This window comes from Streptomyces sp. CB02959, assembly GCF_002803155.1.
In the GTDB taxonomy this organism is placed as follows: Bacteria; Actinomycetota; Actinomycetes; order Streptomycetales; family Streptomycetaceae; genus Streptomyces.
Genome location: NZ_NNBP01000001.1, coordinates 64183 through 89970, shown reverse-complemented (window position 1 = coordinate 89970; position 25788 = coordinate 64183). Strand labels below are relative to the sequence as shown.

Here is a 25788-nt window from a genome sequence, read left to right as displayed (position 1 = left end):
CGCCAGGGCTCTGGCTCTGTATTCGACTGCACGCCTGTCATGTCAGGGGCGCAGGGATTTCACGAGGGGCCCGAGCGTGCCGTCTTCGGCGGCGGAGTCGAGAGCGGTGCGCAATGCGCTGTCGTACGTCGGGCGCGCCTTGCTCTGCGCTTCGCGGCCCTCGTCGGTGATCACGCTGTAGACGCCGCGCCGGTCATCGGGGCACAGGTCGCGGCGGGTCAGGCCGGATGACTCCAGCCGTGAGGCCAGCCGACTGACGGAGCTCTGGTTGAGGCCGATCAGATCCGCGAGCTCCTGCATCCGCAGCTCGCCGTCCTCCGACTCCGCCAGTCGGGCCAGCGCACGGTACTCGGAGAGGCCGAGCCGGTGGTGCTGCTGCAGGGCCTTCCCCAACTCCTGCTCGACGCGTGTGTGCAGTGCTCCGAACCGGTCCCAGTGCTCCGCGTCCATCGATGCCGCTTTCTTCCCTCGTTCGCCGTCTCTGGCGCGTCCCGCCCCCGGGTGCCTTCCGAGGGGCTTTCCTCTGACGCTCTTGACATCAGCGTACATGCACCTGAAACTTATGTATGTGCATGCAAGATATGTGTGCGCATGGAGCTTTGAGGGGGAGCGTTATGTCGTCGACGGATGTCGCAGAGGTGGGAACTGCTCAGGAGATCCAGCAGATTGCGACCACACCGGACTGGTACGAGCCGTACAAGATTTCACAGGCCATCAAGGCCGGCGGGCTGATCCATGTATCCGGTCAGGCGGGGATCGATGAGCAGGGGCGGACCGTTTCGGGGGACTTCCTGGCCCAGGGGCGTCAGGCGTTCGCGAATGTCGAGCGGGTGCTCGCCGAGGCCGGTGCGTCGCTTGCCGACGTGGTGAAGGTCGGCATCTTCGTCACGGACATGGCCGCCGACCTCGACCATGTCATCACCTTGCGCGGGGAGTTCCTGTCCGAGCCCTATCCCGCGGACACCCTGCTCGAAGTCTCGTCGCTGGCCCAACCGGAGTGGCGAATAGAGGTCGAGGTCACCGCCCTCGCCCGCTGACGCCCACGCCCCCGACAGTCGCCGGACAATACCGCTCCACGGCACACCGCCGAAGACCTCGTGGCCCCAGAGCGCCCATGCGCCGGCGGCCGCCCAACCATGCTCAACGAGCCGGAGCCCACACAGGACCCCATCACACCGGCGCCCATCACACCGGACCCCCTGAGGCCGGAAATCCGACGCCCCGTTTCCAGGTGCCAGAGCGGTGCCAGAGCTCCCTGGCCTGGCTCTCCACGCGCCCCGACTCAGTGCACCAGCGGAAGTGTGGCCATCTCGGCGACGGTCCAGGTCAGGGGGCCGAGGACGAGCAACAGGGCCAGGGCGCGGAGGGCCGTGGCGCGGTGGAGGGCGGAGGCGGATGCGCCGAGTCGGCGCAGGGCGGCCGTGGTGCGGGCGCGGGCCGTCCGGGATTCCACGGCAGCGGAGAACGCGCTGACGGTGACACAGGCGAGGACGATCGCCGCGCCGATCGCAGTGAACGGACCGAGGGGACGGGAAGGAGCGGCTTGGTACACGGCGACGGCGGCGTACGTGCCGGAGGCAACCGCGCACATGACGCCGAGCGGGTGGCCCAGGCGAGAGGACTCCTCCTGGAGGACACGCCCGGACAGCAGCCGCAGGGCGCCGGGGCGGCCCGCGCACAGCAGCTGGCCGGACAGGTACACCAGGCCGGGGCCGGCCAGGACGAGGCCGAAGGCGGCCATGGCCCAACCGGCGAGGAGGCCCGGGGGGCTGCCGATCAGCCGGCCGGGGAGGGGCAGCAGGCCGCCGGGGGTGCCGGTGGCGGGGGTGGTGTAGGCCTCGATGGCCAGGCCGGCCGCGGTCAGGGCGACGCCCCAGGGGAGGCCGGAGGGCGCGGCCTCGACGGTCGAGCCGGGTTCGGTGTCGACGGCGCCCGCTTCGGCGCGGGGGCGGAGTGAGAAGGCGGTGGCCGCGGCGGCGGTGAGGGGGACGAGGGACAGCAGCATGAGGGCGCCGATCAGCGGCAGCGGGTGGCCGGCACCGAGCAGACCGGTGTCGATGGTGCGGGAGCCGGAGCTGCCGGCGGCGTTGCCGATGTCGCCGCGGAGGGCCAGGAAGACGACGAGGGAGAGGAGGACGCCGAGGGCGCAGGAGAGGGCGGTGGAGGCCGCGGCGAGCAGGGTGAGCCGGAACGGTCCCAGGCCGGCGGCGGTCATGCCGCGCTGGAGGCGGGCGGCCGGGTCCGTACGGGCCACGGATACGGCGAGCTGGGCGGTGGCCGCGAGCGGGGCGGCGCACCACAGGAGGCGGGCCAGGGAGTCGCCGGCCGCGGTGGGGTGGGCGGCGGCGTGGCCGAGGGCGGCCAGTACCAGGAAGCCCGTGCCGGCTGCGGCGGTGGCGACGAGGAGGCGGCGCAGCGCAACGAGGGGGTGGACTCGGAAGGCTAGACGGAGAGCGAGCACGCTGCCCTGCTTTCCTCGTCGGAGGCGTCGGCGTTCTCGGGGGCGGCGCCCGAGCGGCGGCCGTCGAGGAGGCTGATGGTCCGGTCGGCGAGGGCGGCGATCTGGGGGTCGTAGGTCGCCAGGACCACCGTGATGTGGTGGGAGCGGGCCGCGGTGGTCAGGGTGCGCAGGGCCTGGGTGCCGTCGGCGCTGTGCAGTGGGGCGGTCGGTTCGTCGGCGAAGAGCACCTGCGGGGTGGTGACCAGGGCGCGGGCGATGGCGACGCGCTGGCGCTGGGACTGGTCGAGCCGGGCGGGGCGGCGGCGGGCGCACATGCCCACGTCGAGGCGTTCCAGCCACTCGATGGCAGTGTGCTTGGCCGCGCGGTGGCCGGTGCCGCGCAGCAGGAGGGGGAGGGCGGCGTTCTCCCAGACGGTGAGTTCGGGGACGAGGTGGGGTTCGGTGTCGATCCAGCCGAACCGTTCGAGACGCAGCCGTTCGCGGCTGGGGGAGGAGAGGGTGTGTACGGGGGCGCGGTTGAAGAAGATCTCGCCCTCGGTCGGGACGAGCTGGCCGGACAGGCACTTGAGGAGTGTGGTCTTGCCGCTGCCGCGGGGGCCGGTGACGGCGAGGATCTCGCCCTCGCTCACACCGAGTGAGATCCCGGTGAGGGCGACGGTGGCGCCGTGCATGTGGTGCAGGCCGCGTGCCCAGAGAACGTCGTTGTCAGGCGGGGCCACCATCTGCACACCTCTCGCTTGTTCGCTGGTCGTTCCCCCGGTCGGGGGAACGACCACGGAGGGTATCGGTCACCAGCACGGTAAGGAATCGGGTCCCCGGTCATTTGTGGTTCGGTAGCCACAACGGCCCAGATTCACTCGTATGGATGGGAACGAGCGAATCCGGGCCGTTGGATGTTCAGTTGTGTACTAGCGCACCAGGAGGTGACGCGATGATCAGAGCTTGGTCCACGCCTCGGTGAGGACGGAGCGCAGGATCTGCTCGATCTCGTCGAAGACCGACTGGTCGGCGATCAGCGGCGGGGCCAGCTGGATGACCGGGTCGCCACGGTCGTCGGCGCGGCAGTAGAGACCGTTGTCGTACAGCGCCTTGGAGAGGAAGCCGTAGAGGACGCGCTCGGTCTCCTCGTCGTTGAAGGACTCCTTGGTGGCCTTGTCCTTCACGAGCTCGATGCCGTAGAAGAAGCCGTTGCCGCGGACGTCGCCGACGATCGGCAGGTCGTGCAGCTTCTGCAGCGTGCTGAGGAAGTTGCCCTCGTTGTCGAGCACGTGCTGGTTGAGGTTCTCGCGCTCGAAGATGTCGAAGTTCGACAGCGCCACGGCCGAGGAGACCGGGTGGCCACCGAAGGTGTAGCCGTGCAGGAAGGTGTTGTCACCCTTGTAGAACGGCTCGGCGAGGCGGTCGGAGATGATGCAGGCGCCGATCGGGGAGTAGCCCGAGGTCATGCCCTTGGCGCAGGTGATCATGTCCGGGACGTAGTCGAACTTGTCGCAGGCGAACATCGTGCCGAGACGGCCGAAGGCGCAGATGACCTCGTCGGAGACGAGCAGCACGTCGTACTGGTCGCAGATCTCGCGGACCCGCTGGAAGTAGCCGGGGGGCGGCGGGAAGCAGCCACCGGCGTTCTGCACCGGCTCCAGGAAGACCGCGGCGACGGTCTCCGGGCCCTCGAAGAGGATCTGCTGCTCGATCTGGTCGGCGGCCCAGCGGCCGAAGGCCTCGGGGTCGTCGCCGTGGATCGGGGCGCGGTAGATGTTGGTGTTCGGCACCTTGTGGGCGCCGGGGACCAGCGGCTCGAAGGGGGCCTTCAGGGCGGGCAGACCGGTGATCGACAGGGCGCCCTGCGGGGTGCCGTGGTAGGCGACCGCGCGGGATATCACCTTGTGCTTCATCGGCTTGCCGGTGAGCTTGAAGTACTGCTTGGCGAGCTTCCAGGCGGTCTCGACGGCCTCGCCGCCGCCGGTGGTGAAGAAGACCTTGTTGAGGTCGCCCGGGGCGTAGTTCGCCAGGCGCTCGGCCAGCTCCACGCCCTTGGGGTGCGCGTAGGACCACAGCGGGAAGAAGGACAGTTCCTGGGCCTGCTTGTAGGCGGCCTCGGCGAGCTCGACCCGGCCGTGGCCGGCGTTGACCACGAAGAGGCCGGCGAGGCCGTCGATGTAGCGCTTGCCCTTGTCGTCGTAGATGTTGGTGCCTTCGCCGCGCACGATGGTGGGCACGGGGGCGTTCTCGTACGACGACATGCGGGTGAAGTGCATCCACAGGTGGTCGTACGCCGTCTTGGAGAGGTCGGCGCTCATTGCTATCTCGTTCCCCAGGTGTAGGTCTGCTTCCGGAGCTTGAGGTACACGAAGCTCTCGGTGGATCGGACGCCGGGAAGCGTGCGGATCCGCTTGTTGATCATTTGCAGAAGGTGGTCGTCGTCCTCGCAGACGATCTCGATGATGAGATCGAAGGAACCTGCCGTCATGACGACGTACTCGACTTCTTCCATGGTCGTCAGGGCGTCGGCCACGGGATCGAGGTCACCCTCGACGTTGATGCCGACCATTGCCTGTCGACGGAAACCGACCGTGAGGGGGTCGGTGACCGCGACGATCTGCATCACGCCTTGGTCGAGCAGCTTCTGTACGCGCTGGCGTACCGCCGCCTCGGACAGGCCGACGGCCTTGCCGATCGCGGCGTACGGACGGCGCCCGTCTTCCTGGAGCTGCTCGATGATCGCCAGGGAGACGGAGTCGATCGACGGAGTGCCGTTTCTGTCACGAGTGGCCACGTCCATCACTGTGCACGAGGTCCGACGGTATGGCAACCCCAAACCGATGAAATCAGTTGTTGATCGAGGAGAATTTCACTGATTCCGTTGTTCGAAGCGTGTAGGTGTGTTGAAAACGTGGCTTGCGCGGCTAGTGTGGGATCCCAACCACCGGACATCTGACACTGAAGGGGGCGCACAGTGACCACCGCACTGCGTCGTCTGCGCAACTACATCGACGGGGAGTTCCGGGACGCCGCCGACGGCCGGACCACGGAGGTGGTCAACCCGGCCACGGGCGAGCCGTACGCCACTGCCCCTCTCTCCGGCTCCACGGACGTGGACGCGGCCATGGCGGCGGCCGAGGCCGCCTTCCCCGCCTGGCGCGACCTGATCCCGGCCGAGCGCCAGAAGGTCCTCCTGAAGATCGCCGACCGCTTCGAGGAGCGCGCCGAGGATCTGATCGCCGCCGAGTCCGAGAACTGCGGCAAGCCGATCGCCCTGGTCCGCTCCGAGGAGATCCCGCCGATGGTGGACCAGATCCGCTTCTTCGCGGGTGCCGCCCGGATGCTGGAAGGCCGCTCGGCCGGCGAGTACATGGACGGCTTCACGTCCATCATCCGCCGTGAGCCGGTGGGCGTCTGCGCCCAGGTCGCGCCGTGGAACTACCCGATGATGATGGCCGTATGGAAGTTCGCCCCGGCGCTCGCCGCGGGCAACACCGTGGTCATCAAGCCCTCCGACACCACCCCCGCCTCGACGGTGCTGATCGCCGACATCATCGGCAGCGTCCTGGACGAGCTGGGCCACCCCCGCGGCGTGTTCAACGTCGTCTGCGGCGACCGGGAGACCGGCCGCCTGATGGTCGAGCACAAGGTCCCGGCGATGGCGTCGATCACCGGCTCGGTGCGGGCCGGCATGCAGGTCGCCGAGTCCGCGTCCAAGGACCTCAAGCGGGTCCACCTGGAGCTCGGCGGCAAGGCGCCGGTCGTGGTCTTCGAGGACACCGACATCGCCAAGGCCGTCGAGGACATCGCCACCGCCGGCTACTTCAACGCCGGCCAGGACTGTACGGCCGCCACCCGCGTGCTCGTCCAGGAGTCCATCCACGACGAGTTCGTCGCCGCGCTGGCCAAGGCCGCCTCGGAGACCAAGACCGGTGCGGTCGACGACGAGGACGTGCTCTACGGCCCGCTGAACAACGCCAACCAGCTCAAGCAGGTCAAGGGCTTCATCGAGCGGCTGCCCGCGCACGCCAAGATCGAGGCCGGTGGCGAACAGGTCGGCGAGAAGGGCTACTTCTTCGCCCCGACCGTCGTCTCGGGCCTGAAGCAGGACGACGAGATCGTCCAGCACGAGGTCTTCGGCCCGGTCATCACCGTCCAGTCCTTCACCGACGAGAAGCAGGCGGTGGAGTGGGCCAACGGCGTCGAGTACGCCCTGGCCTCCTCGGTGTGGACCAAGGACCACGCCCGCGCCATGCGGATGTCCAAGGTCCTGGACTTCGGCTGTGTGTGGATCAACACCCACATCCCGCTGGTCGCCGAGATGCCGCACGGCGGCTTCAAGAAGTCCGGCTACGGCAAGGACCTGTCCGCCTACGGCTTCGAGGACTACACCCGGATCAAGCACGTGATGACCTCGCTGGACGGCTGAGCCGACCGGTCCTCACAGGGGGATCCCCACCGCCGAGCGACACGGAACGCTCGACACACCGTCGCGGGCGGAGGCCCGGCAATTGACGCTCTGTCTCTTGCCGCCTCCGCCCGCGGCACGTGAGAGTGCTCGCCATGGCTGATCTTTCGCGGCGTTCGCTGCTCAGGGGCATGGGCGGAATCGGTGTGACCGGGGCGCTGGCCGCCATGACGGGATGCGGGGTGCCGCCGGCGTACGTCGAGGCCGCCGACCGCGAGGCCCCGGACCGCTCCGCCCGGGACCGCAGGCTGGTCTTCGCCAACTGGCCGCTCTACATCGACGTCGACGACCACGACAAGCAGCGCCGCCCCACGCTGGACGCGTTCCAGAAGCGCACCGGGATCTCCGTGACGTACACCGAGGAGATCAACGACAACGACGAGTTCTTCGGCAAGATCAGCCCGGCGCTGATGAACCACCAGGCCACCGGGCGCGACCTGGTCGTCATCAGCGACTGGATGTGCGCCCGGTATGTCCGGCTCGGCTGGGTCGAGACGATGGACCGGAAGGCCCAGCCGAACGTCGCCAAGTACCTCGACCCGCTGCTGCGCACCCCGCACTTCGACCCCGGCCGCATGCACTCGGTGCCCTGGCAGTCCGGCATCACCGGCATCGCCTACAACCGCAAGAAGCTCGGTCGGGAGATCAAGCACACCTCCGACCTGTGGAAGGACGACCTGCGCGGCCGGGTCACCCTGCTGTCCGGACTCGACGAGGCGTTCGCGCTGCTGCTCCAGGGCAACGGCGTCGACATCACCCGCTGGACCGCCGACGACTTCCACCGGATGATCGACCAGGTGGGCGGCCTGGTCCGCAAGGGCCAGATCCGCCGGTTCACCGGCAACGACTACATCAAGGACCTGGACTCCGGCGATGTGCTCGCCGCGCAGGCGTACTCCGGCGACGTGATCCAGTTGCAGGCGGACAACCCGGACATCGAGTTCGTGGTCCCGGAGGAGGGCGCGGAGCTGTGGGCGGAGAGCATGATGATCCCCAACCTCGCGGCCCACAAGCGGAACGCCGAGCGGCTGATCGACTACTACTACCAGCCGGAGGTCGCGGCCGAACTGGCCGCGTGGGTCAACTACGTCTGCCCGGTGCCGGCCGCGCGTGAGGTGCTCGCCTCGTCCAAGGACAAGGAGCAGGCGCAGCTGGCCGAGGACCCGCTGATCTTCCCCGACGGGGCGATGCGCAAGCGGCTGTCCATCGCGCGGGACATCACGGCGAAGGAACGGACCGAATTCGCCAAGGCGTGGAACGGGATCGTGGGGCTGTAGGGGCTGTAGGGGGCCGTGTTGGGGGCGGGGCGGTGTCCGTGGTGGTCAACTGGACTGCCAGACTCGGCAGTTATGTCGATCTCTGTGGTGAAGCCGAAGGTTGCCGGGGCGTCCAGGTCGTCCGAGGACGGGATATCGCCGGCCGTCACCCTGGGGCTGTTCGCCGCCTGGGCGCTGCACGACGCCGAGGAGGTGGCGTTCGGGCCGCGCTGGGTGCGGGAGAACGTACCGGTGCTGCGGAAGCGGTTCCCCCAGGTGCCCGAGCGGGTCTGGCGGGCCCTGGAGGGCGTCACCGAGCGGGAGTTCGCGGCGGCGGTGGCGGTGATGGCGGCCATCGTGGCGACCGCGGCGGCCAGGGGGTACCGCACCGGCGGCCGGTCCGCGTTCTTCCAGGCCACGCTGGACGGCTTCGGGCTGCACGGTCTGCTGCACCTCGCCCAGGCGGCCACCGCCCGCGGCTACACGCCGGGCTCCGCCACCTCGCCCGTGCTCGTCATTCCGTTCACGCTCTGGGCCCGCGGGCGGCTGCGGCGGGCCGGACGGCTTCGGCCCACGACCCCGGGTAGCGCGGTACGGGGCATCGCCGCCGCGGCGGCCGCCACCGCCGTCTCGCACCTCGTGGCGCGGCGGCTGGTCAAGGGGTGAGACGCGGCCGGGCGGACCGGGCGGCCGGGCGGTGAACCGCCCGCGGGCCGCCCGGTGAATCCGCCCGGTGCCCGCCCGGACGCCGGTCGGCCAGGGCCTGTCCGGTGGACGCAGGAGCGGCGGGGCGTCTCAGCCGCGCCAGCCCGCCGCGTACGCGTCGATCTCGGCCGACAGCCGGGCCTTGGCCGTGTCGTCCATGAAGGAGGCGGTGACCGCGTTCTTGGCGAGGGCGGCCAGGCCGGTGGTGTCCAGCCCCAACAGGCGGGCGGCGATGGCGTATTCGGTGTTGAGGTCGGTGCCGAACATCGGCGGGTCGTCGCTGTTGATGGTGACCAGGACGCCGGCGTCGACCATCTCCTTCAACGGGTGCTCCTCCAGGGTCCGCACCGCCCGGGTGGCGATGTTGGAGGTCGGGCAGACCTCCAGCGGGATGCGGTGCTCGGCGAGGTGGGCCAGCAGCTCGGGGTCCTGGGTGGCGCTGGTGCCGTGGCCGATCCGCTCGGCGCGCAGGGAGGTCAGGGCGTCCCGGATGGTGCCGGGGCCGGTGGTCTCGCCGGCGTGCGGGACGGAGTGCAGCCCGGCGGCGATGGCCCGGTCGAAGTACGGCTTGAACTGGGGCCGCGGGACGCCGATCTCAGGGCCGCCCAGGCCGAACGAGACCAGGCCCTCGGGCTGGAGCTCGCAGGCGATCCGGGCGGTCTCCTCGGCGGCCGCCAGGCCCGCCTCGCCGGGGATGTCGAAGCACCAGCGCAGCACCACGCCCAGCTCGGACTCGGCGGCCTTCCGGGCGTCCTCGATGGCCTCGACGAAGGCGGCGTCCGGGATGCCGCGGCTGGTCGAGCTGAAGGGCGTGACGGTCAGCTCGGCGTAGCGGATCTGCTGCCGGGCCATGTCGCGGGCGACCTCGTACGTCAGCAGGCGCACGTCCTCGGCGTCGCGGATCAGGTCCACGACGGAGAGGTAGACCTCGATGAAGTGGGCGAAGTCGCGGAAGGTGAAGTAGTCGGCGAGCGCCTCGGGGTCGCTGGGCACAGCGGAGTCCCGGTGCCGGGCGGCCAGCTCGGAGACGATCCGCGGTGAGGCCGAGCCGACGTGGTGGACGTGCAGCTCCGCCTTGGGCAGGCCCGCGATGAAGGCGTCGAGGTCGGACAACGGTTCCTCCTGGGGGAGTGCGCCGGGGTGGGGTGCGCGCGGCGGACGGTGCGGTGCGGTCCGGTCATCGTATGGGGGAGGCGGGGCGGTCGCGGGGCCCGGTGGGGTATATCCCCCGGCGTCCCTGCCCGAAGGCGTCCCGGGGCGGGCAGCCGACTGTCGCCTCCCCCCGTTGGGGCGCGCCGCGTGTCACCTGATACTCACCACCGCCTACCCCCGTCGGACCCCGGCCGCGTCCGTGACGTGCCTCCGTCACTTCCGCCCGCCCGCCGCCGTCGTCCGTCACGCCCCGGCGGCCTCCGTGTGGTCCTCGTCGGACAGCTGCTGCCGGGCCGCCATGAGGGCGAAGCCCAGGAGGTTCAGCCCGCGCCAGCGGGCCGGGTCCGCGGTGCGGTCGTCGTCGGCGGTGAGGCCGATGCCCCATATCCGGTCCACGGGGCTGGCCTCCACCAGGACGCGGGAGCCGGTGCCCAGCAGGAACTCCCGCAGCTCCGGGTGCTGACCGAACTTGTGCCGACTGCCCTCGACGACCAGGTCGAAGCGGTGCCGCCGCCAGTGCTCCTCGGTGAAGCCGCGGACCGTCCGCCCGGCGTCCTTGGCCTGCTGGGGGTGCGCGGCGGCGGTCGCCCGCCGCTCGGCTTCCGGGTCCCCGAAGAGCCGGGCCTTGCCGGCCATCATCCAGTGCTCGGCGGTGGCGTACCGGACGCCGTCGACGGTGAAGGGGGCGGGCCACCACTGGCTGAAACAGCTCACCCCGACGCCGCCGCCGCGGGGTGGACGATGACCCCAGAAGTGGACGTACTTGACCCGCCGGCCGGTGGCGGTCAGCGCGAGCAGCTCCTCGACCGAGCGCGGTCCGTCCGCGGGGCGACCGGTGCCGGTCGCCGGGGTGTTGTGCATCATGCCGGGATTCTGTCAGCGGGCACTGACAACGTGTCGGGGTTATGGGCCACTGAATTCGCAGAATTCGTTGCGTAACCAAAAGGCAACAACGGAATCACTTGTTGGTCGCCTTCGGCTCTGTCAGGATCGGCCATCGATTCCGGAAATAGCTACGCCTGGCAGTGCCGCTGAGCGGCCCCGGCGCCCGGCGGAGGAGAGCACCATGGACCAGCGATTCGAAGTGACCGAGCGATTCGCCGAGGGCGCGCAATTCATCGCCGGGAGTCTGCGGGGCGGCACCTCCGGCCGCACTCAGGACCTCGTCGACCCGGCCACCGGTGAAACCTTCCTGCAGTACGAACTCGCAGGTACCGGTGACGTGGACGCGGCGGTGGCGGCGGCCGCGCAGGCCCTTCCGGGCTGGGCGCGGGCCACGCCCGGCGAGCGTTCCGACACGCTGCACCGCTTCGCCGCGGCGCTCGCCGAGGACGCCGACGACCTCGCCGCCGCGGAATCCCTGAACTGTGGAAAGCCCATCAAACTCAGCAAAGAGTTCGACGTTCCGGGGACGGTCGACAACGCCGCGTTCTTCGCCGGTGCCGCCCGCCACCTGGAGGGCAAGGCGGCCGGCGAATACAGCGGCGACCACACCTCCGTGATCCGCCGCGAACCGGTGGGCGTGGTCGGCTCCATCGCGCCCTGGAACTATCCGCTCCAGATGGCCGCCTGGAAGGTCCTGCCGGCCATCGCCGCGGGCAACACCATCGTCCTGAAGCCCGCCGAGATCACCCCGCTGACCTCGCTGCTGTTCGCGCAGGCCGCGCAGCGCGCCGGGCTCCCGGACGGCGTCCTCAACATCGTCTCCGGCGCCGGCCGGGACGCCGGTGAGCGCCTGGTCGGCCACCCGGACGTCGCCATGACCTCCTTCACCGGCTCCACCGCCGTCGGCAAGCGGGTCGCCGAGATCGCCACCGGGACCGTCAAGCGGCTCCACCTGGAGCTCGGCGGCAAGGCCCCGTTCGTGGTCTTCGACGACGCCGACCTGGCGGCCGCCGTGCACGGCGCGGTCGCCGGCGCCCTGATCAACACCGGCCAGGACTGCACCGCCGCCACCCGCGCCTACGTCCAGCGGCCGCTCTACGACGCGTTCGTCAGCGGCGTCGCGGACCTGATGGCGACCGTGCGGCTGGGCGACCCGTTCGACCCGTCCACCGACCTCGGACCGCTCATCTCGCACACCCAGCGGGACCGGGTGGCCGGGTTCGTCGACCGGGCCCGGGGCTACGCCACCGTCGTCACCGGCGGCGAGGCGCCCCAGGGGGCGCTGGCCAAGGGGGCGTACTACCGCCCGACCCTGATCACCGGGGCCGCACAGGACAGCGAGATCGTCCAGTCCGAGATCTTCGGCCCGGTGCTGGTCGTGCTGCCCTTCGACAGCGACGACGAGGGCCTCGCGCTCGCCAACGACACCCCCTACGGGCTGGCCGCGTCCGCCTGGAGCCGGGACGTCTACCGCACCGGCCGCGCCACCCGCGAGATCAACGCCGGCTGCGTCTGGATCAACGACCACATCCCGATCATCAGCGAGATGCCGCACGGCGGCGCCAAGGCGTCCGGTTTCGGCAAGGACATGTCGGCGTACTCCTTCGAGGAGTACACGCAGGTCAAGCACGTCATGTACGACATCACCGGGGTGGCCAGGAAAGACTGGCACCGGACGATCTTCGGCGACCGGGCCTGACCCCGTCCGACGGGACGCCCCGGCCGCTGGCTTCACCGCCCGCGGCCGGGACGGCGCAGGGCAGCGCCGCAGCATCGCCACACCGGCCGCACGCCGGGCACACCCCTTGAAAGGCCACCGCGCATGGAGCACCACGAGCAGCCCGTAACCCCGGCACCCCCGGACCCACCGGCCGCGGACGAGGTCGCCGCCATGCGCCGCAGCCTCGCCAACGGGCGGCTCGCCATGACCCGCCGCTCGCTGCTGCGCGCCGGCGGCGCCCTGGCGGCCGCGGTCGGCGGCACCGCGGCCCTGTCGGCCTGCGGGATCGCCCCCGCCGGCCGCACCGACGCCGCGCTCACCGTGGACCACTCCGCGGCGGAGAAGCGCCTGAACTTCTCCAACTGGACCGAGTACATGGACGTCAGCGACGACGGCCGGCGCCACCCCACGCTGGACGCCTTCCAGCGGCGCACCGGCATCGCCGTGACGTACACCGAGGACATCAACGACAACGACGAGTTCTTCGGCAAGATCCAGGCACAGCTCGCCAACGGGCAGGACACCGGGCGCGACCTGATCGTGCTCACCGACTGGATGTGCGCCCGGATGATCTCCCTGGGCTGGATCCAGCCGCTCGACGCGGACCGCCTGCCGCACGCCCGGGCCAACCTGTCGGCGCAGTTCCGCAACCCGACCTGGGACCCGGGCCGCAAGCACTCCTACGTCTGGCAGAGCATCCCCGCGCTCATCGCGTACAACATCAAGGCCACCGGCGGCCGGACCGTCGACTCCGTGGGCCAGCTGCTGGAGGACCCGCAGCTCAAGGGGCGGGTCGGCTTCCTGTCCGAGATGCGCGACACCGTCGGGCTGACCCTCCTCGACATGGGCAAGCGGCCCGAGGACGTCACCGCGGACGACTACGACGCCGCGCTGGCCCGGCTCCAGAGGGGCGTCGACACCAAGCAGATCCGCCGCTTCACCGGCAACGACTACACCAACGACCTGGACAAGGGCGACCTCGCCGCGTGCGTCGCCTGGGCCGGCGACGTCGTCCAACTGCAGAGCGACAACCCCGACATCCGCTACGTCGTCCCCAAGGCCGGCTACATGACGTCCACCGACAACCTGATGGTGCCCAGCAAAGCCCGCCACAAGGGCAACGCCGAACGGCTCATCGACTACTACTACGAGCCGAAGGTCGCGGCCCGGCTCGCCGCGTACATCAACTACGCCTGCCCCGTCGACGGGGTGCGCGAGGAACTCGCCAAGATCGACCGGAAGCTGGCGGAGAACCCGCTGATCCTGCCGGACGAGGAGATGACCGCCCGGTCCCACTCCTTCCGCGCCCTCACCCCCCAGGAGAACCGGGTGTTCAACCAGAAGTTCTCCGACCTCACCGGCGCCTGAGCCGGCCCCGACGGCGCCCGGCCGCACACCGGACCCGCACGAGCCGTTTGGCCCCCTTCCGACCCACGGGACGACCCATATGACCACTACCGCGACCCCCCAGAGCAGCGGCGGCGACGTCCGGCTGCACCGGATCAGCAAGACCTACGGCTCCTTCACCGCCGTCCACCCGCTCGACCTCACCATTCCCGCCGGGTCCTTCTTCGCGCTGCTGGGCGCCTCCGGCTGCGGCAAGACCACCACCCTGCGCATGATCGCCGGTCTGGAGGAGCCCACCACCGGGACGGTCGCCCTCTCCGGTCAGGACGTCACCGCCCTGCCGCCCTACAAGCGGCAGGTCAACACCGTCTTCCAGAACTACGCGCTCTTCCCCCACCTGGACATCTACGAGAACGTCGCCTTCGGCCTGCGCCGCCGCGGCATCAAGTCCGTCAAGAAGCAGGTCGAGGAGATGCTCGACCTGGTCCAGCTCGGCCCGATGGCGCGCCGCAAGCCGCAGCAGCTCTCCGGCGGCCAGCAGCAGCGGGTCGCGGTCGCCCGCGCCCTGATCAACCACCCCGAGGTACTGCTGCTGGACGAGCCGCTGGGCGCCCTCGACCTCAAGCTGCGCCGCCAGATGCAGCTGGAGCTCAAGCGCATCCAGACCGAGGTCGGCATCACCTTCGTGCACGTCACCCACGACCAGGAGGAGGCCATGACGATGGCCGACACCGTGGCCGTGATGAACGGCGGCCGGGTCGAACAGCTCGGCGCCCCCGCCGAGTTGTACGAGAACCCCGCCACCACCTTCGTCGCCAACTTCCTGGGCACCTCCAACCTCGTCACGGCCGAGGTCACCGAGGCGGGCGGCACGGAACTCGTCCTGGCGGTCGGCGACGCCGTGCTCCGGCTGCCCACCAGCCGATGTAGCACCCCGGCCCGCAAGGGCGACAAGGTGCTGGCCGGCTTCCGTCCCGAGAAGGTCGCCCTGGCGCACGCCGACGACGCCGGGTCGGTGCCCGAGGGCCACAACCGGATGGTCGGCCGCGTGAAGATCGCCAGCTTCATCGGCGTCTCCACCCAGTACGTCGTCGACGTCCCGGGCGTCGGTGAACTCTCCGTCTACGAGCAGAACATCGGCCGGGACGGCCGCCTGGTCCCCGGCGCCGAGATCGTCCTGCACTGGGAGCCGGAGCACACCTTCGGGCTCGACGCGGCGCAGGACATCCAAGCGGGCGCGGACCTCGACGAGGAGGCCGCATGACCGCCACCGCCGCCCCCGCGCCACCGGACGAGCAGACCGGCGACGAGGCGCTGCCGATACGGAAGACCCCGGCCCGCAAGCGCCTGGTCCCCTATTGGCTGCTGCTCCCCGGCATCCTCTGGCTGGTCGTCTTCTTCGCCGCCCCGCTCGTCTACCAGGCGTCGACCTCCCTCCAGACCGGCTCCCTCGAAGAGGGCTTCAAGGTCGCCTGGCACTTCGCCACCTACTGGGACGCGCTGGCCGAATACTGGCCGCAGTTCGTGCGCTCGGTCGGCTACGCGGCGGTCGCCACCGTGCTCTGCCTGGTACTCGGCTACCCCCTGGCGTACCTGATCGCCTTCAAGGCCGGCCGGTGGCGGAACATCGTGATGATCCTGGTCATCGCCCCGTTCTTCACCAGCTTCCTGATCCGCACCCTGGCCTGGAAGACGATCCTGGCCGACGGCGGCCCGGTGGTCGGCGCCCTCAACGCGCTGCACATCCTGGACGTCACCAGCGCCCTGGGCATCACCGAAGGGCACCGGGTGCTGGCCACCCCGCTGGCCGTGGTCTGCGGTCTGACCTACAACTTCCTGCCGTTCATGGTCCTGCCGCTGTACACCTCGCTGGAGCGGATCGACCCGCGGCTGCACGAGGCCGCCGGCGACCTCTACGCCCGCCCGGCCACCACCTTCCGCCGGGTCACCTTCCCGCTGTCCATGCCCGGCGTCGTCGCCGGCACCCTGCTGACCTTCATCCCGGCCGCCGGCGACTACATCAACGCCGAACTGCTGGGCTCCACCGACCAGAAGATGATCGGCAACGTCATCCAGTCGCAGTTCCTGCGGGTCCTGGACTACCCGACCGCCGCCGCGCTCTCCTTCATCCTCATGGCGGCCATCCTCGCCATGGTCACGTTCTACATCCGCAAGTCCGGGACGGAGGATCTGGTCTGATGGCGGCAACCGACACCCCCGTGCAGGACCCGACCGCGCGTACGGCTCCGGCAGCCGCCCCGGCGCCCCGGCGCAGCTCCGGCAAGGGCCTGCGCTGGCTGCGCCGCAACGTCATCACCCTGGCGGGACTGGCCACGCTGGCCTACCTGATCCTGCCGAACATCGTGGTGATGGTCTTCTCCTTCAACAAGCCCAACGGGCGCTTCAACTACCAGTGGACGCGGTTCTCCACCGACGCCTGGACCGATCCGTGCGGCGTCGCCGACATGTGCGGCTCGCTCGGGCTGAGCCTGGAGATCGCGGTCTGGGCCACCGTGGGCGCCACCGTCCTCGGCACCATGATCGCGTTCGCGCTGGCCCGCTACCGCTTTCGGGCCCGTGCGGCCGTCAACACCCTGATCTTCCTGCCGATGGCGATGCCCGAGGTCGTGATGGCCGCCTCGCTGGCCACCCTCTTCCTCAACATGGGCATCCAGTTCGGCTTCTGGACGATCCTCATCGCGCACATCATGTTCTGCCTGAGTTTCGTCGTCACCGCCGTCAAGGCCCGCGTGATGAGCATGGACCCGCGACTGGAACAGGCCGCCCAGGACCTCTACGCCTCCCCGGCGCAGACCTTCCTGCGGGTGACGCTGCCGATCGCCGCGCCCGGCATCGCGGCCGGCGCCCTGCTGTCCTTCGCGCTCTCCTTCGACGACTTCATCATCACCAACTTCAACGCCGGCTCCACCGTGACCTTCCCCATGTTCGTCTGGGGATCGGCACAGCGGGGCACACCCGTTCAAATCAATGTCATCGGTACGGCGATGTTCCTGGTCGCCGTCCTGTGCGTGCTTGCCGGCCAGGTGGCCGGGAAGCGACGCAATCGGAGCAAGCGCAGCTAGAGGAGCTGAGAACCATGGCACGAGCTGCCATGCCGAAGAGCTCGGGGGCCTCCCCCGTCCACGCGTTGGCCGACGCCGCCCTCACGCCGTACTGGCTGGAGGACCCGGCCCGGCCGGCCGCCGAACCGGCACTCGTCGGCGACGAGCACTGCGACCTGCTGGTCGTCGGCGGGGGGTACTCCGGACTGTGGACCGCGCTGCTCGCCAAGGAGCGCGACCCGCACCGCGATGTCGTCCTCATCGAGGGCCAGGAGATCGGCTGGGCCGCCTCCGGCCGCAACGGCGGCTTCTGCGCCGCCTCACTCACCCACGGCCTGGGCAACGGACTGTCCCGCTGGCCCGGCGAACTCGCCAAACTGGAGGAGCTGGGCGCCCGCAACCTCGACGCCATCGAGGACGCCGTAGCCCGCTACGCCATCGACTGCGACTTCGAGCGCACCGGCGAGATCGACGTCGCCACCGCCCCGCACCAGGTCGCCGAGCTCCGCGAGATGGCCGAGGAGGCCGAGCAACTCGGCGTGGCCGGGCAGGAGTTCCTCGACCGCGACGCGGTGCGCGCCGAGGTCGACTCGCCCACCTTCCTCGCCGGCCTCTGGGACCGCACCGGCGTCGCCATGGTGCACCCGGCCAAGCTCGCCTGGGGCCTGAAGCGGGCCTGCCGCTCCCTGGGCGTCCGCATCTACGAGCACACCCCCGGCACCGAGCTGTCCTCGCGCGGCGCGGGCATCGCGGTCCGCACCCCGTACGGCCGGGTCTTCGCCCAGCACGCGGCGCTGGCCACCAACGCCTTCCCGTCGCTGGTCAAGCGGATCCGCCCGTTCGTCGCGCCGGTCTACGACTACGCCCTGATGACGGAGCCGCTCAGCGCCGAGCAGCTCGCCGCCATCGGCTGGAAGAACCGGCCGGGCCTGAGCGACAGCGCCAACCACTTCCACTACTTCCGCATCACCGCCGACAACCGCATCCTGTGGGGCGGCTACGACATCATCTACCGCTACGGCGGCGGCGTCCGGGCCGAGTACGACCACCACCCGGACACCTACCGCAAGCTCGCCCAGCACTTCTTCACCTGCTTCCCGCAGTTGGAGGGCCTCCGCTTCACCCACACCTGGGGCGGCGCGATCGACACCTGCTCCCGTTTCTCGGCGTTCTTCGGCACCGCCCACGGCGGCCGGACGGCGTATGCGCTCGGCTACACCGGCCTCGGCGTCGGCGCCACCCGCTTCGGCGCGGAGGTGATGCTGGACCTGCTGTCGGGGGAGCGCACCGAGCGGACCGAACTGGAGATGGTGCGGAGCAAGCCGCTGCCGTTCCCGCCCGAGCCGGTGCGTTCGCTGGGCATCGGCATCACCCAGTGGTCGATGACCCGCGCCGACGAGAACGGCGGCCGGCGCAACCTGTGGCTCAAGGCCATGGACAAGGTCGGTCTGGGCTTCGACAGCTGACCGGCTGATCCTTCCGACGCCCGTCCGGGGCGGGCGGCCCGCGCGGCCGCCCGCCCCTCGCGCGTTCCCGGGCCTCGCGCCCGCGCGGGCAAATTCCTCCGCCGACCCGCGTAAGGATCACCGCGCGCCCCCTTCTCCCCTGAGTGACACGGCCCGCCCGGGCCGGGAAAGGGGAGCGGAAGAGATGACCACCACGGGGGCGAACGCCGCAGTGGACTGGCTGGTGTCGGCCGCACCGGACCCCGACGCCTGCCGCCGCGCATGGGAGCGCAATCCGCTCGGGGTGGCCCTGTTGGAGGCCGGCCGCTGCTGGGACGTCCTGGTGCCCCACCCCGGCCGGGCGACCGGCGGCGTCCGCTGGCTGGTCCCGCCGGACGGCTCCGGGACGCTCACCGACCCGGTCGCGCTGGAGCTGGCGCTGCACACGGCGGTCGCGGCCCCCGACCGGGGGCGGTGAGCGCGCGGGTCCGGACCCGATGATCCGGACCCGCACGGTGTTAGCCAGGTGTTAGCGGATCAACAGCGGCCACCGGCAGATTGACGGGTGCGAACGGACGACCGGACGCGCACCTGACCACGAGGGGACACCATGTCGCACCGCAGCACGCTCCGCCGGGGCCGCGCCGCCGTCGTCGCCGGCCTGATCGCCAGCGCCGGGCTCGGCCTCACCGCCTGCACCGGCGGCTCCGCCGGCGCCACCGGCGCCGGCCCGGCCAGCAGCGCCGCCGCCGACGCCCCGGACTCCGCCGCCCAGGGCGGCAGCGGCTCCCAGGGCTCCGGCGGCTCCACCGGCGGTACGGGCACCGCCGCCCGCGGCGCGCACACCGGCGGCGCGCACACCGGTGGCGCGCACACCGGCCAGAAGGACCAGGCCGGCGACCGCGTCGGCCGCTGCACCACCGACGGGCTGCAGGCGGGCTGGGGCTCGGAGGGCGGCGGCGTGCCGGACATGAAGAGCGACCAGCAGCAGATCGCCGCGGTGTGGCTGAAGAACATCGGCGGCGCCCCGTGCACCCTCTCCGGCTTCCCGGGCGTCCAGATCAAGGGCACCGACGGCTCCACCTGGGACCTGGCCCGCTCGTCGAAGAAGCCCGTGCCGACGGTGCTGAAGCCGAACGCGCACACCTCGTTCACGATCGCCCTGCTGCCCACCACCCGCGCGGACGACAAGAAGGTCGAGCCCGGCCAGCTGCTCATCACCCCGCCGAACGAGCAGAAGCACTTCCAGCTCCAGTGGCCCTACGGCGGCGCCATCCTGGACCAGTCCGGCGCCACCCACCCCGGCACCTTCGTCAACCCGATCAATGTGCAGTAACTGTCCTTGTGCGACAGTGAATTGACGAAGCGTCAGCCACCTGGGCCTGAGGCCGGGCCGCGCGACGGGGCAGTCGACCGCGACTGCGACCGCGGCCTCGGCATCAGCCCCGGCCTCGGCATCAGACCTGGCCCCGGCCCCGGCTTCGGCCCCGGTCGCGTCAGCCGGTTCCCGCCCCCGGGCCCCGGCCACCGGCCGACCCGCCCCACCGGTCGCACACCACGCACCACAGCGGCAGCAGCACCCCCGCCAGGCACCAGCCGCCCAGCACGTCCAACGGCCAGTGGTACCCCTGCCGCACCAGCCCCAGCCCGACCCCCGCATTGAGCAGTCCGGTCCCCGCCGCGACCGCCCACGCGCCGGGAGCCACGGCCGCCTTCCGGCCGCTCGACCGCCGCGCCGCCGTCCGGCCGCCCCTGCGCGCCGCGTACGCCTGGGTCAGCAGCAGCGCCACCAACCCGTACGCGACGGCCGCCGTCGCCCCGTGCCCCGACGGATAGAACCCCTCGTGCGACCCGGCCATCCGGGGCGGTCCCGGCCGGTCCAGCCAGACCTTGAACGGGACGACGAGCGCCGGCACGGCGGCCAGGGCCCCCAGCGCGGCGACCGACGGCAACCACGCCCGAACGGGCCTACCCGGCCCGCCCCGCCGCAGCCGCCACACCGCCCATCCCGCCGCCGCCATCAACACCGGCAGCGCCACCGCCGTATTGCCGAGATCGGCGAAGAACTGGGCGAGCGGCCCGGGAACGGCGCTCGCCGCCGCCCCGCGGCCCAGTCGCTCGTCGAGCCCGCGCACCGCGCCGCGGGCCGCCACCTGCCAGGTGACCAGCCCGAAGAGCACCGCACTGCACAGCGCCACGAGCCCGTACCGCCGAGCCGACCGCACACCATCGGAACGAGAGCCGCCAGAGCCGCCAGAGCCGCCAGTGGGGCCGGAGGAGCCACCGGCACCACCAGCACCACCGTCACCGTCGGCCCCACTGGCAGCCCCGTCACCAGACGACAGGCCGCCGCGCCACCACCCCATCAGATGAAACACCCCCGATACCCCCGATATCCCTGATACCCCCAGCGCCGCCGACAGCCCCAACGCCCCCGACATTCCCGACCCCCCGAACCCCGCAAAGAAAACCGGCGCAGCGAATGCGGCAAACGCCGCAAAACAAAAAAATGCGGCCGCTCCGGAACAGGGGGGGTGGTTCCGGAGCGGCCGCGAGGACCGGTGTCCCGCGCGCCCCGGGGGGTCTGGGGCGGGCGGACATCCGATCGGTGAGGATTCCCGGAGACCCTCGTGCCAGGGGTCCCGGTGGTGTGCGCGAGGGCACGGCCAGGTCGAAGCTGGGGGAGCGCCGACCGGGCATCGCCCGCAGTCCCCTGTGGGCGAGGTGTTTCTCTCATCTGCAGAAACCGTACGGCACCGGAAGCGCGCCCCGTAAGCCGCATCACGCGCCCGCCATTGCCCCCGCACATCTTCTTCACGCGCCCCCTTCACCGCCCCGGTCGGCGCCCCCGCCCCTCCACCGTGGCGGCGACGGCGAAACGGGGCGCGGCCCGGGACACGGTCCGCACCGTGCCCCGGGCCGCGCCCGGAAGGTTCCGCTCACCCGCGTCCGTGCGACGCGACCGCTCAGAGCGCGCCGAACGCCGCCTCGAGGATGTCCAGACCCTCGTTCAGCAGGTCCTCGCCGATGACCAGCGGCGGCAGGAAGCGCAGCACGTTGCCGAAGGTGCCGGTCGTCAGCACCAGCAGGCCCTCCTGGTGGCACGCCTTGGCGAGCGCGCCGGTGACCTCCGGGTTCGGGTCCTTGGAACCGGACTTGACCAGCTCGATCGCGATCATCGCGCCGCGGCCGCGGACCTCGCCGATGATGTCGAACTTCTCCTGCATCGCGGTGAGGCGGCCCTTCATGACCTCCTCGATGCGCTTGGCCTTGGCGTTCAGGTCCAGCTCGCGCATGGTCTCGATGGAGCCGAGCGCGGCGGCGCAGGCCACCGGGTTGCCGCCGTAGGTGCCGCCCAGGCCGCCCGCGTGCGCGGCGTCCATGATCTCGGCGCGGCCGGTGACGGCGGCCAGCGGCAGGCCGCCCGCGATGCCCTTGGCGGTCGTGATGAGGTCCGGGACGACGCCCTCGTCCTCACACGCGAACCACTGACCGGTACGGCAGAAGCCGGACTGGATCTCGTCCGCGACGAAGACGATGCCGTTTTCCTTCGCGAAGTTCGCGATGGCCGGGAGGAAGCCCTTGGCCGGCTCGATGAAGCCGCCCTCGCCGAGCACCGGCTCGATGATGATCGCCGCGACGTTCTCCGCGCCGATCTGCTTGGTGATCTGCGTGATGACCTGGTCGACGGCCTCCTGCGCGCAGTTCTCCGGGCCGGTCAGCCAGCGGTAGGGGTAGGCCAGCGGTACGCGGTAGACCTCGGGCGCGAACGGGCCGAAGCCGTGCTTGTACGGCATGTTCTTCGCGGTCAGCGCCATCGTCAGGTTCGTCCGGCCGTGGTAGCCGTGGTCGAACACGACGACCGCCTGGCGCTTGGTGTACGCACGCGCGATCTTGACGGCGTTCTCCACCGCCTCGGCACCCGAGTTGAACAGCGCCGACTTCTTCGCGTGGTCGCCCGGCGTCAGGTCGGCCAGCTGCTCACAGACCTCGACGTACGTCTCGTACGGCGTGACCATGGCACAGGTGTGGGTGAAGTCCGCGAGCTGCGCGGTGGCCCGGCGGACCACGGCCTCCGCGCTGTTGCCGACCGAGGTCACCGCGATACCGGAGCCGAAGTCGATCAGAGAGTTGCCGTCCACGTCCTCCAGGACACCGCCGCCCGCGCGCTTGACGAAGACGGGCAGCACCGCGCCGACGCCGGCGGCCACGGTCTCCTGCTTGCGGGCCCACAGCTCCTGGGACTTGGGGCCGGGGATCGCGGTGACGACGCGACGCTCCTGGGGGAGGGCGGGGCCTCCGGACAGTTCGGTCATGGCAGTCTCCTGGGGGTGGAACACGGACGTACAGAGGTACGTGCAGAGGTCTTGTTCTCGCAGGTTAGGGGCGTTGGGCCGGGTCTGGCATGTTCCGTTCGGGAGAAGTGCGCGTGTTGCGTTGTCCGCACCGGACATAGCCACGGGGCGGGGCCAGTAAATTGAGCGGCGGCACGCCCGGCGAGGGCGCGCCAGCGCGGGCATGACAACGACAGGCCGGCGAACCGACGCGGCAGGCCACGTCTCAAGGGGGACAAGGGGCACCGGATGGACACCGAGGGCACGCAGGACGCACGCAACATCCGCTCCGACCAGGTCCCCAGGCCGGCGCACCCCGCGGAGCCGCCGCCACGCCCGGCTGCGCCCCCGGCGTACGCCGCCCCGCCCGCAAGCGGCGGTACGGCCGGGCCCCGGGGTGGCTCGCGGACCGGCGAGGGGCCGCAATCCCCCCTCATGGCGTGGCTGGGCACACCGCGCGTGCCGGCCGGACCGGGCGTCTGGGCCTTCGGGCACCGGCCCAAACCGAAGGGCGAGCCGCACGAGATCGCGGTGCCGCAGCTGATCGCCGGGGCGGTCGTCTCGGCCCTGTGCGCCTGGCTGATCTGGTCGCTCCTGATGAACGACTACCTCGGCCCCTACTGGAAGTGGCCGCGAGAGGTGATGCTGCCCGACTCCTGGAAGACGGGGAACGCCAACGTCGTCTCTTCCTTCGTGTACATGGCGATCGTCCTCGGAGCGATCGCCATCGTCTTCGGCCGGATCGGACGGTGGCCGGAACTCCTCCGGCGGCTGGTCACCCCCGTGGTGGACCGGCTGTGGGCCAGGCTCCCCGAGTGGCTGGCCCCCAAGGATCCGAGTTCGCTGCCCAGCGGGCAGCTGATGGCCCGCACGGGCGCCACGCTGGTGATCGTCTGGCTTCTCTGGCAGTGGTGCACCGACAAGACCACCGACTCCTCCCTCCTGATGCTCCAACTGGAGAACCTGACGCCGGTGTCGGGGCAGCAGGCGTCGTTCTTCTACTACGCCACGAGCTTCGAACTCCTCGACCTCGGCGCGCTGTTGCTCCTCTTCAGCAGGTTCGCCTGCCTGGGCGAGTTGCGCCGCCGCTACCTCGCGTCGGGGAAGCGCGGCCCGCAGCAGGGCACCCGGAAGGCCGCCGCATCCGGCGTCCGCCCTCTGGAGGTCGATCAGGCCGAGTGGACGGATCTGCGTGCTGCCGGTGCGGCGACGGCGGCCGACCGGCTGGCGCAGGAAGCGCGTTCCGGACTCATGAACGACGTCGATCACGCCCGGATCGGCCGTGCCTGGCAAACCGTCCAGACGCAGCCGAGCCGCCTCCCCGCCTTCATCGACGGTGTGCACAAGTACGGGTCGGCTGCGTTCCCGCACCCGTCCGGTGCGCGCGATCTGCACCCCCGCACCGCGCGGCACGACCTCGTCACCGCACAGGTGCGCATCGGCACGGCATCCGAGGATGTACGCAACCCCTACAACCGACGGGGTGCGGGGGTCGCACTCGAACCCGACGTGCTCGGCACGTCGCTGCTCGCGGTCGGCCCGGCCGGGTCGGGGAAGACCACCCGGCTGGTGCGCCCGCTGGTGGAGGCGATGTGCCTGCAGGCGCTCTCCGGACGTGCCACCGTCGTCTCCGTCGGGCCTGCCAGCGCGGCGTCCGTGGCCGACGATGCCTTCGACGCCGTGGTGAGGGTCGGCCACCGGGACGCCGCCTGCAGCCTGGACCTGTACGGCGGAACCACCGATCCCGACGAGGCTGCCGCGATGCTGGCCGAGGCGTTGGTGGGAGACCTGGTGGCCACGGTGGCCGGTGACGGCCACCGGGCGGCGGCCGTGCTCGGCCAACTGCTCGGGCCGTTCCGCGCTGCGCACGGAAGGTTCCCCCGGATTCCGGAGCTTCGGGAACTGCTGGACGGCTCACCGCAGGCACTGACGGGACTGCGGGCGGCCCTCGAAGCGAACGGGGAGAACCACTCGCTGCGCGAACTGGACGTGCGGGCACGGCAGTCGGAGCGCCCGGGCGACCCCGGAGTGCTGCTCGCCGACCGGATCGCCCTGCTGGACAGGCCGGCCTTCGCGGGGCTGTTCGACCCCTCGGACGGCTCGCGTCAGGTGTCGCTGCGTTCCCTGGACCGCCCGATGCGGATCCGGATCGACCTCCCCGAGCGCGGACATGCCGATGCCTCGCGGATTCTGGCGCGCCTGGTCCTCGCGCAGTTCACCGAGTGCGCGGTGACGCGAGCGGACCGGTCCCTTTTTGCCTGCCTGGTAGTCGACGATGCATCACACGTCATCACGCAGGAGGCGCTGCGGGGGCTCCAGCGACTGCGGACGGCGAACGCGGGCGTAGCCCTGACGGTGCGGGCGCTGGACGATGTCCCGGAGTCGCTGCGCGGTGCGTTGCTGGGCGCGGTCGGCTGCCGGATGGCCTTCGCCGGTGTGACCACCTGGGACGGGGCGCGGTTCGCCGAGGTCTGGGGCAAGGCGTGGGTGGAGACCAGGGACGTCACGGACCGTCAGATCGTCTCGGACGAACCGTTCACCAAGGTCATGCACTCCATCCGGCGACTGGTCACCGGGAAGAACGTGACGGCCAAGGCGGTGACCGTGCGCACGGTGGAGCGGGAACGCTGGTCGGCGTCGGACCTCGCCAATTCGGTGCCACCGGGCCACGCGGTACTGTCCGTGACCTCCGTGACCGGGGAATCGGCCCCACCCGTCCTCATCGACCTCCGCCCCTGACACCCCACCCCCGACCTCCCGCACCCCCACCGCGACCGTGATCGTTCCAGGCGGGAGTGCGGGAGTGCGGGAGTGCGGGAGTGCGGGAGTGCGGGGGTGCGGGCGCGCGGAGGCGCGAGGGCGGGGTGTCCGGGGCGTCTTCCGGCAGACCATGCCGCGGCCTCGGCGCGGCGGTGGAGCGGTGGTGAAGCGGCCCGGATCCGGCTTCCGGTCCGAATGCCCGTGCCCGGGAGTG

At 71.1% G+C, this 25788-nt stretch carries 22 protein-coding genes; 13 read left to right on the top strand and 9 right to left on the bottom strand.

Features of this window, described 5'->3' with window-relative positions; genetic code table 11:
• Positions 1-42 precede the first annotated feature (42 nt).
• Positions 43-450, bottom strand: a complete 408-nt coding sequence (locus CG747_RS00370) for a MarR family winged helix-turn-helix transcriptional regulator (protein ID WP_100599553.1) — start codon at positions 448-450, stop codon at positions 43-45.
• A gap of 164 nt (positions 451-614) precedes the next feature.
• Here CG747_RS00370 and CG747_RS00365 point away from each other — a divergent pair, with 164 nt between their 5' ends.
• Positions 615-1037 (top strand): RidA family protein, encoded by a 423-nt coding sequence (locus tag CG747_RS00365; protein WP_100599552.1) that lies wholly within the window; start codon positions 615-617, stop codon positions 1035-1037.
• Between the two features lie 245 nt (positions 1038-1282).
• Here CG747_RS00365 and CG747_RS00360 read toward each other — a convergent pair whose 3' ends face one another.
• The 4 genes from CG747_RS00360 to CG747_RS00345 form a co-directional block, all read right to left on the bottom strand.
• A complete protein-coding gene (locus tag CG747_RS00360; RefSeq protein ID WP_100599551.1) occupies positions 1283-2461 on the bottom strand; it encodes a hypothetical protein in 1179 nt (392 codons plus the stop codon).
• Positions 2443-3183 (bottom strand): ABC transporter ATP-binding protein, encoded by a 741-nt coding sequence (locus CG747_RS00355; protein ID WP_100599550.1) that lies wholly within the window; start codon positions 3181-3183, stop codon positions 2443-2445. Before CG747_RS00355 ends, CG747_RS00360 begins: the two co-directional genes overlap by 19 nt.
• Before the next feature lie 213 nt (positions 3184-3396).
• On the bottom strand, positions 3397-4758 hold the full coding sequence (locus CG747_RS00350) for an aspartate aminotransferase family protein (protein ID WP_100599549.1): 1362 nt from the start codon (positions 4756-4758) through the stop codon (positions 3397-3399).
• A gap of 2 nt (positions 4759-4760) precedes the next feature.
• Positions 4761-5240, bottom strand: coding sequence for an Lrp/AsnC family transcriptional regulator (locus CG747_RS00345; protein WP_100599548.1), 480 nt, complete (start codon positions 5238-5240; stop codon positions 4761-4763).
• 174 nt (positions 5241-5414) lie between these two features.
• On the opposite strand from CG747_RS00345, the gene CG747_RS00340 reads away from it, so the two are divergent.
• The 3 genes from CG747_RS00340 (at position 5415) to CG747_RS00330 (ending at position 8830) form a co-directional block, all read left to right on the top strand.
• A complete protein-coding gene (locus tag CG747_RS00340) occupies positions 5415-6869 on the top strand; it encodes a gamma-aminobutyraldehyde dehydrogenase (RefSeq protein ID WP_100599547.1) in 1455 nt (484 codons plus the stop codon).
• Positions 6870-7003: 134 nt separating this feature from the next.
• The gene (locus CG747_RS00335) at positions 7004-8185 is read left to right on the top strand and encodes a spermidine/putrescine ABC transporter substrate-binding protein (RefSeq protein WP_100599546.1); all 1182 of its coding nucleotides are present in this window, start codon (positions 7004-7006) and stop codon (positions 8183-8185) included.
• 72 nt (positions 8186-8257) lie between these two features.
• Complete coding sequence (locus CG747_RS00330; protein WP_100599545.1) at positions 8258-8830, top strand: HXXEE domain-containing protein; 573 nt, start codon at positions 8258-8260, stop codon at positions 8828-8830.
• A 129-nt stretch (positions 8831-8959) separates the two neighbouring features.
• Here CG747_RS00330 and CG747_RS00325 read toward each other — a convergent pair whose 3' ends face one another.
• Positions 8960-9982: an adenosine deaminase gene (locus CG747_RS00325; RefSeq protein ID WP_100599544.1), complete on the bottom strand. Its 1023-nt coding sequence runs from the start codon at positions 9980-9982 to the stop codon at positions 8960-8962.
• Positions 9983-10264: 282 nt separating this feature from the next.
• On the bottom strand, positions 10265-10885 hold the full coding sequence (locus CG747_RS00320) for an NADAR family protein (protein WP_100599543.1): 621 nt from the start codon (positions 10883-10885) through the stop codon (positions 10265-10267).
• A 202-nt stretch (positions 10886-11087) separates the two neighbouring features.
• On the opposite strand from CG747_RS00320, the gene CG747_RS00315 reads away from it, so the two are divergent.
• The 8 genes from CG747_RS00315 (at position 11088) to CG747_RS00280 (ending at position 19816) form a co-directional block, all read left to right on the top strand.
• Positions 11088-12605: a gamma-aminobutyraldehyde dehydrogenase gene (locus tag CG747_RS00315; protein WP_100599542.1), complete on the top strand. Its 1518-nt coding sequence runs from the start codon at positions 11088-11090 to the stop codon at positions 12603-12605.
• 123 nt (positions 12606-12728) lie between these two features.
• Positions 12729-13994 carry a spermidine/putrescine ABC transporter substrate-binding protein gene (locus tag CG747_RS00310; protein ID WP_100599541.1) on the top strand — a complete coding sequence of 422 codons (1266 nt, stop codon included), beginning with the start codon at positions 12729-12731 and terminating at the stop codon, positions 13992-13994.
• Between the two features lie 79 nt (positions 13995-14073).
• Positions 14074-15237, top strand: a complete 1164-nt coding sequence (locus CG747_RS00305) for an ABC transporter ATP-binding protein (RefSeq protein WP_100599540.1) — start codon at positions 14074-14076, stop codon at positions 15235-15237.
• Positions 15234-16172: an ABC transporter permease gene (locus CG747_RS00300; protein WP_100599539.1), complete on the top strand. Its 939-nt coding sequence runs from the start codon at positions 15234-15236 to the stop codon at positions 16170-16172. Before CG747_RS00305 ends, CG747_RS00300 begins: the two co-directional genes overlap by 4 nt.
• The gene (locus CG747_RS00295; protein ID WP_100599538.1) at positions 16172-17056 is read left to right on the top strand and encodes an ABC transporter permease; all 885 of its coding nucleotides are present in this window, start codon (positions 16172-16174) and stop codon (positions 17054-17056) included. The genes CG747_RS00300 and CG747_RS00295 overlap by 1 nt, the downstream gene beginning before the upstream one ends.
• A 14-nt stretch (positions 17057-17070) precedes the next feature.
• Positions 17071-18501, top strand: coding sequence for an FAD-binding oxidoreductase (locus CG747_RS00290; protein WP_257980154.1), 1431 nt, complete (start codon positions 17071-17073; stop codon positions 18499-18501).
• 184 nt (positions 18502-18685) lie between these two features.
• Positions 18686-18958 (top strand): hypothetical protein, encoded by a 273-nt coding sequence (locus tag CG747_RS00285; protein ID WP_100599536.1) that lies wholly within the window; start codon positions 18686-18688, stop codon positions 18956-18958.
• 132 nt (positions 18959-19090) lie between these two features.
• Positions 19091-19816 carry a DUF4232 domain-containing protein gene (locus CG747_RS00280; RefSeq protein WP_100599535.1) on the top strand — a complete coding sequence of 242 codons (726 nt, stop codon included), beginning with the start codon at positions 19091-19093 and terminating at the stop codon, positions 19814-19816.
• Positions 19817-19976: 160 nt separating this feature from the next.
• Here CG747_RS00280 and CG747_RS00275 read toward each other — a convergent pair whose 3' ends face one another.
• Entirely contained in the window at positions 19977-20678 is a 702-nt protein-coding gene (locus CG747_RS00275) for a phosphatase PAP2 family protein (RefSeq protein ID WP_308303757.1), read from the bottom strand.
• Positions 20679-21446: 768 nt separating this feature from the next.
• A complete protein-coding gene (gene gabT / locus CG747_RS00265; protein ID WP_100599534.1) occupies positions 21447-22796 on the bottom strand; it encodes a 4-aminobutyrate--2-oxoglutarate transaminase in 1350 nt (449 codons plus the stop codon).
• Positions 22797-23063: 267 nt separating this feature from the next.
• Here gabT and CG747_RS00260 point away from each other — a divergent pair, with 267 nt between their 5' ends.
• Entirely contained in the window at positions 23064-25553 is a 2490-nt protein-coding gene (locus tag CG747_RS00260; RefSeq protein WP_100599533.1) for an ATP/GTP-binding protein, read from the top strand.
• Positions 25554-25788 lie beyond the last annotated feature (235 nt).

Bases quoted from the DNA above. Each gene is read 5' to 3' on its own strand.
- CG747_RS00370 (WP_100599553.1), bottom strand. From the start codon at position 450: ATGGACGCGGAGCACTGGGACCGGTTCGGAGCACTGCACACACGCGTC.
- CG747_RS00365 (WP_100599552.1), top strand. From the start codon at position 615: ATGTCGTCGACGGATGTCGCAGAGGTGGGAACTGCTCAGGAGATCCAG.
- CG747_RS00355 (WP_100599550.1), bottom strand. From the start codon at position 3,183: ATGGTGGCCCCGCCTGACAACGACGTTCTCTGGGCACGCGGCCTGCAC.
- CG747_RS00350 (WP_100599549.1), bottom strand. From the start codon at position 4,758: ATGAGCGCCGACCTCTCCAAGACGGCGTACGACCACCTGTGGATGCAC.
- CG747_RS00345 (WP_100599548.1), bottom strand. From the start codon at position 5,240: ATGGACGTGGCCACTCGTGACAGAAACGGCACTCCGTCGATCGACTCC.
- CG747_RS00335 (WP_100599546.1), top strand. From the start codon at position 7,004: ATGGCTGATCTTTCGCGGCGTTCGCTGCTCAGGGGCATGGGCGGAATC.
- CG747_RS00330 (WP_100599545.1), top strand. From the start codon at position 8,258: ATGTCGATCTCTGTGGTGAAGCCGAAGGTTGCCGGGGCGTCCAGGTCG.
- CG747_RS00320 (WP_100599543.1), bottom strand. From the start codon at position 10,885: ATGATGCACAACACCCCGGCGACCGGCACCGGTCGCCCCGCGGACGGA.
- CG747_RS00315 (WP_100599542.1), top strand. From the start codon at position 11,088: ATGGACCAGCGATTCGAAGTGACCGAGCGATTCGCCGAGGGCGCGCAA.
- CG747_RS00310 (WP_100599541.1), top strand. From the start codon at position 12,729: ATGGAGCACCACGAGCAGCCCGTAACCCCGGCACCCCCGGACCCACCG.
- CG747_RS00305 (WP_100599540.1), top strand. From the start codon at position 14,074: ATGACCACTACCGCGACCCCCCAGAGCAGCGGCGGCGACGTCCGGCTG.
- CG747_RS00300 (WP_100599539.1), top strand. From the start codon at position 15,234: ATGACCGCCACCGCCGCCCCCGCGCCACCGGACGAGCAGACCGGCGAC.
- CG747_RS00295 (WP_100599538.1), top strand. From the start codon at position 16,172: ATGGCGGCAACCGACACCCCCGTGCAGGACCCGACCGCGCGTACGGCT.
- CG747_RS00290 (WP_257980154.1), top strand. From the start codon at position 17,071: ATGGCACGAGCTGCCATGCCGAAGAGCTCGGGGGCCTCCCCCGTCCAC.
- CG747_RS00285 (WP_100599536.1), top strand. From the start codon at position 18,686: ATGACCACCACGGGGGCGAACGCCGCAGTGGACTGGCTGGTGTCGGCC.
- CG747_RS00280 (WP_100599535.1), top strand. From the start codon at position 19,091: ATGTCGCACCGCAGCACGCTCCGCCGGGGCCGCGCCGCCGTCGTCGCC.
- gabT (WP_100599534.1), bottom strand. From the start codon at position 22,796: ATGACCGAACTGTCCGGAGGCCCCGCCCTCCCCCAGGAGCGTCGCGTC.
- CG747_RS00260 (WP_100599533.1), top strand. From the start codon at position 23,064: ATGGACACCGAGGGCACGCAGGACGCACGCAACATCCGCTCCGACCAG.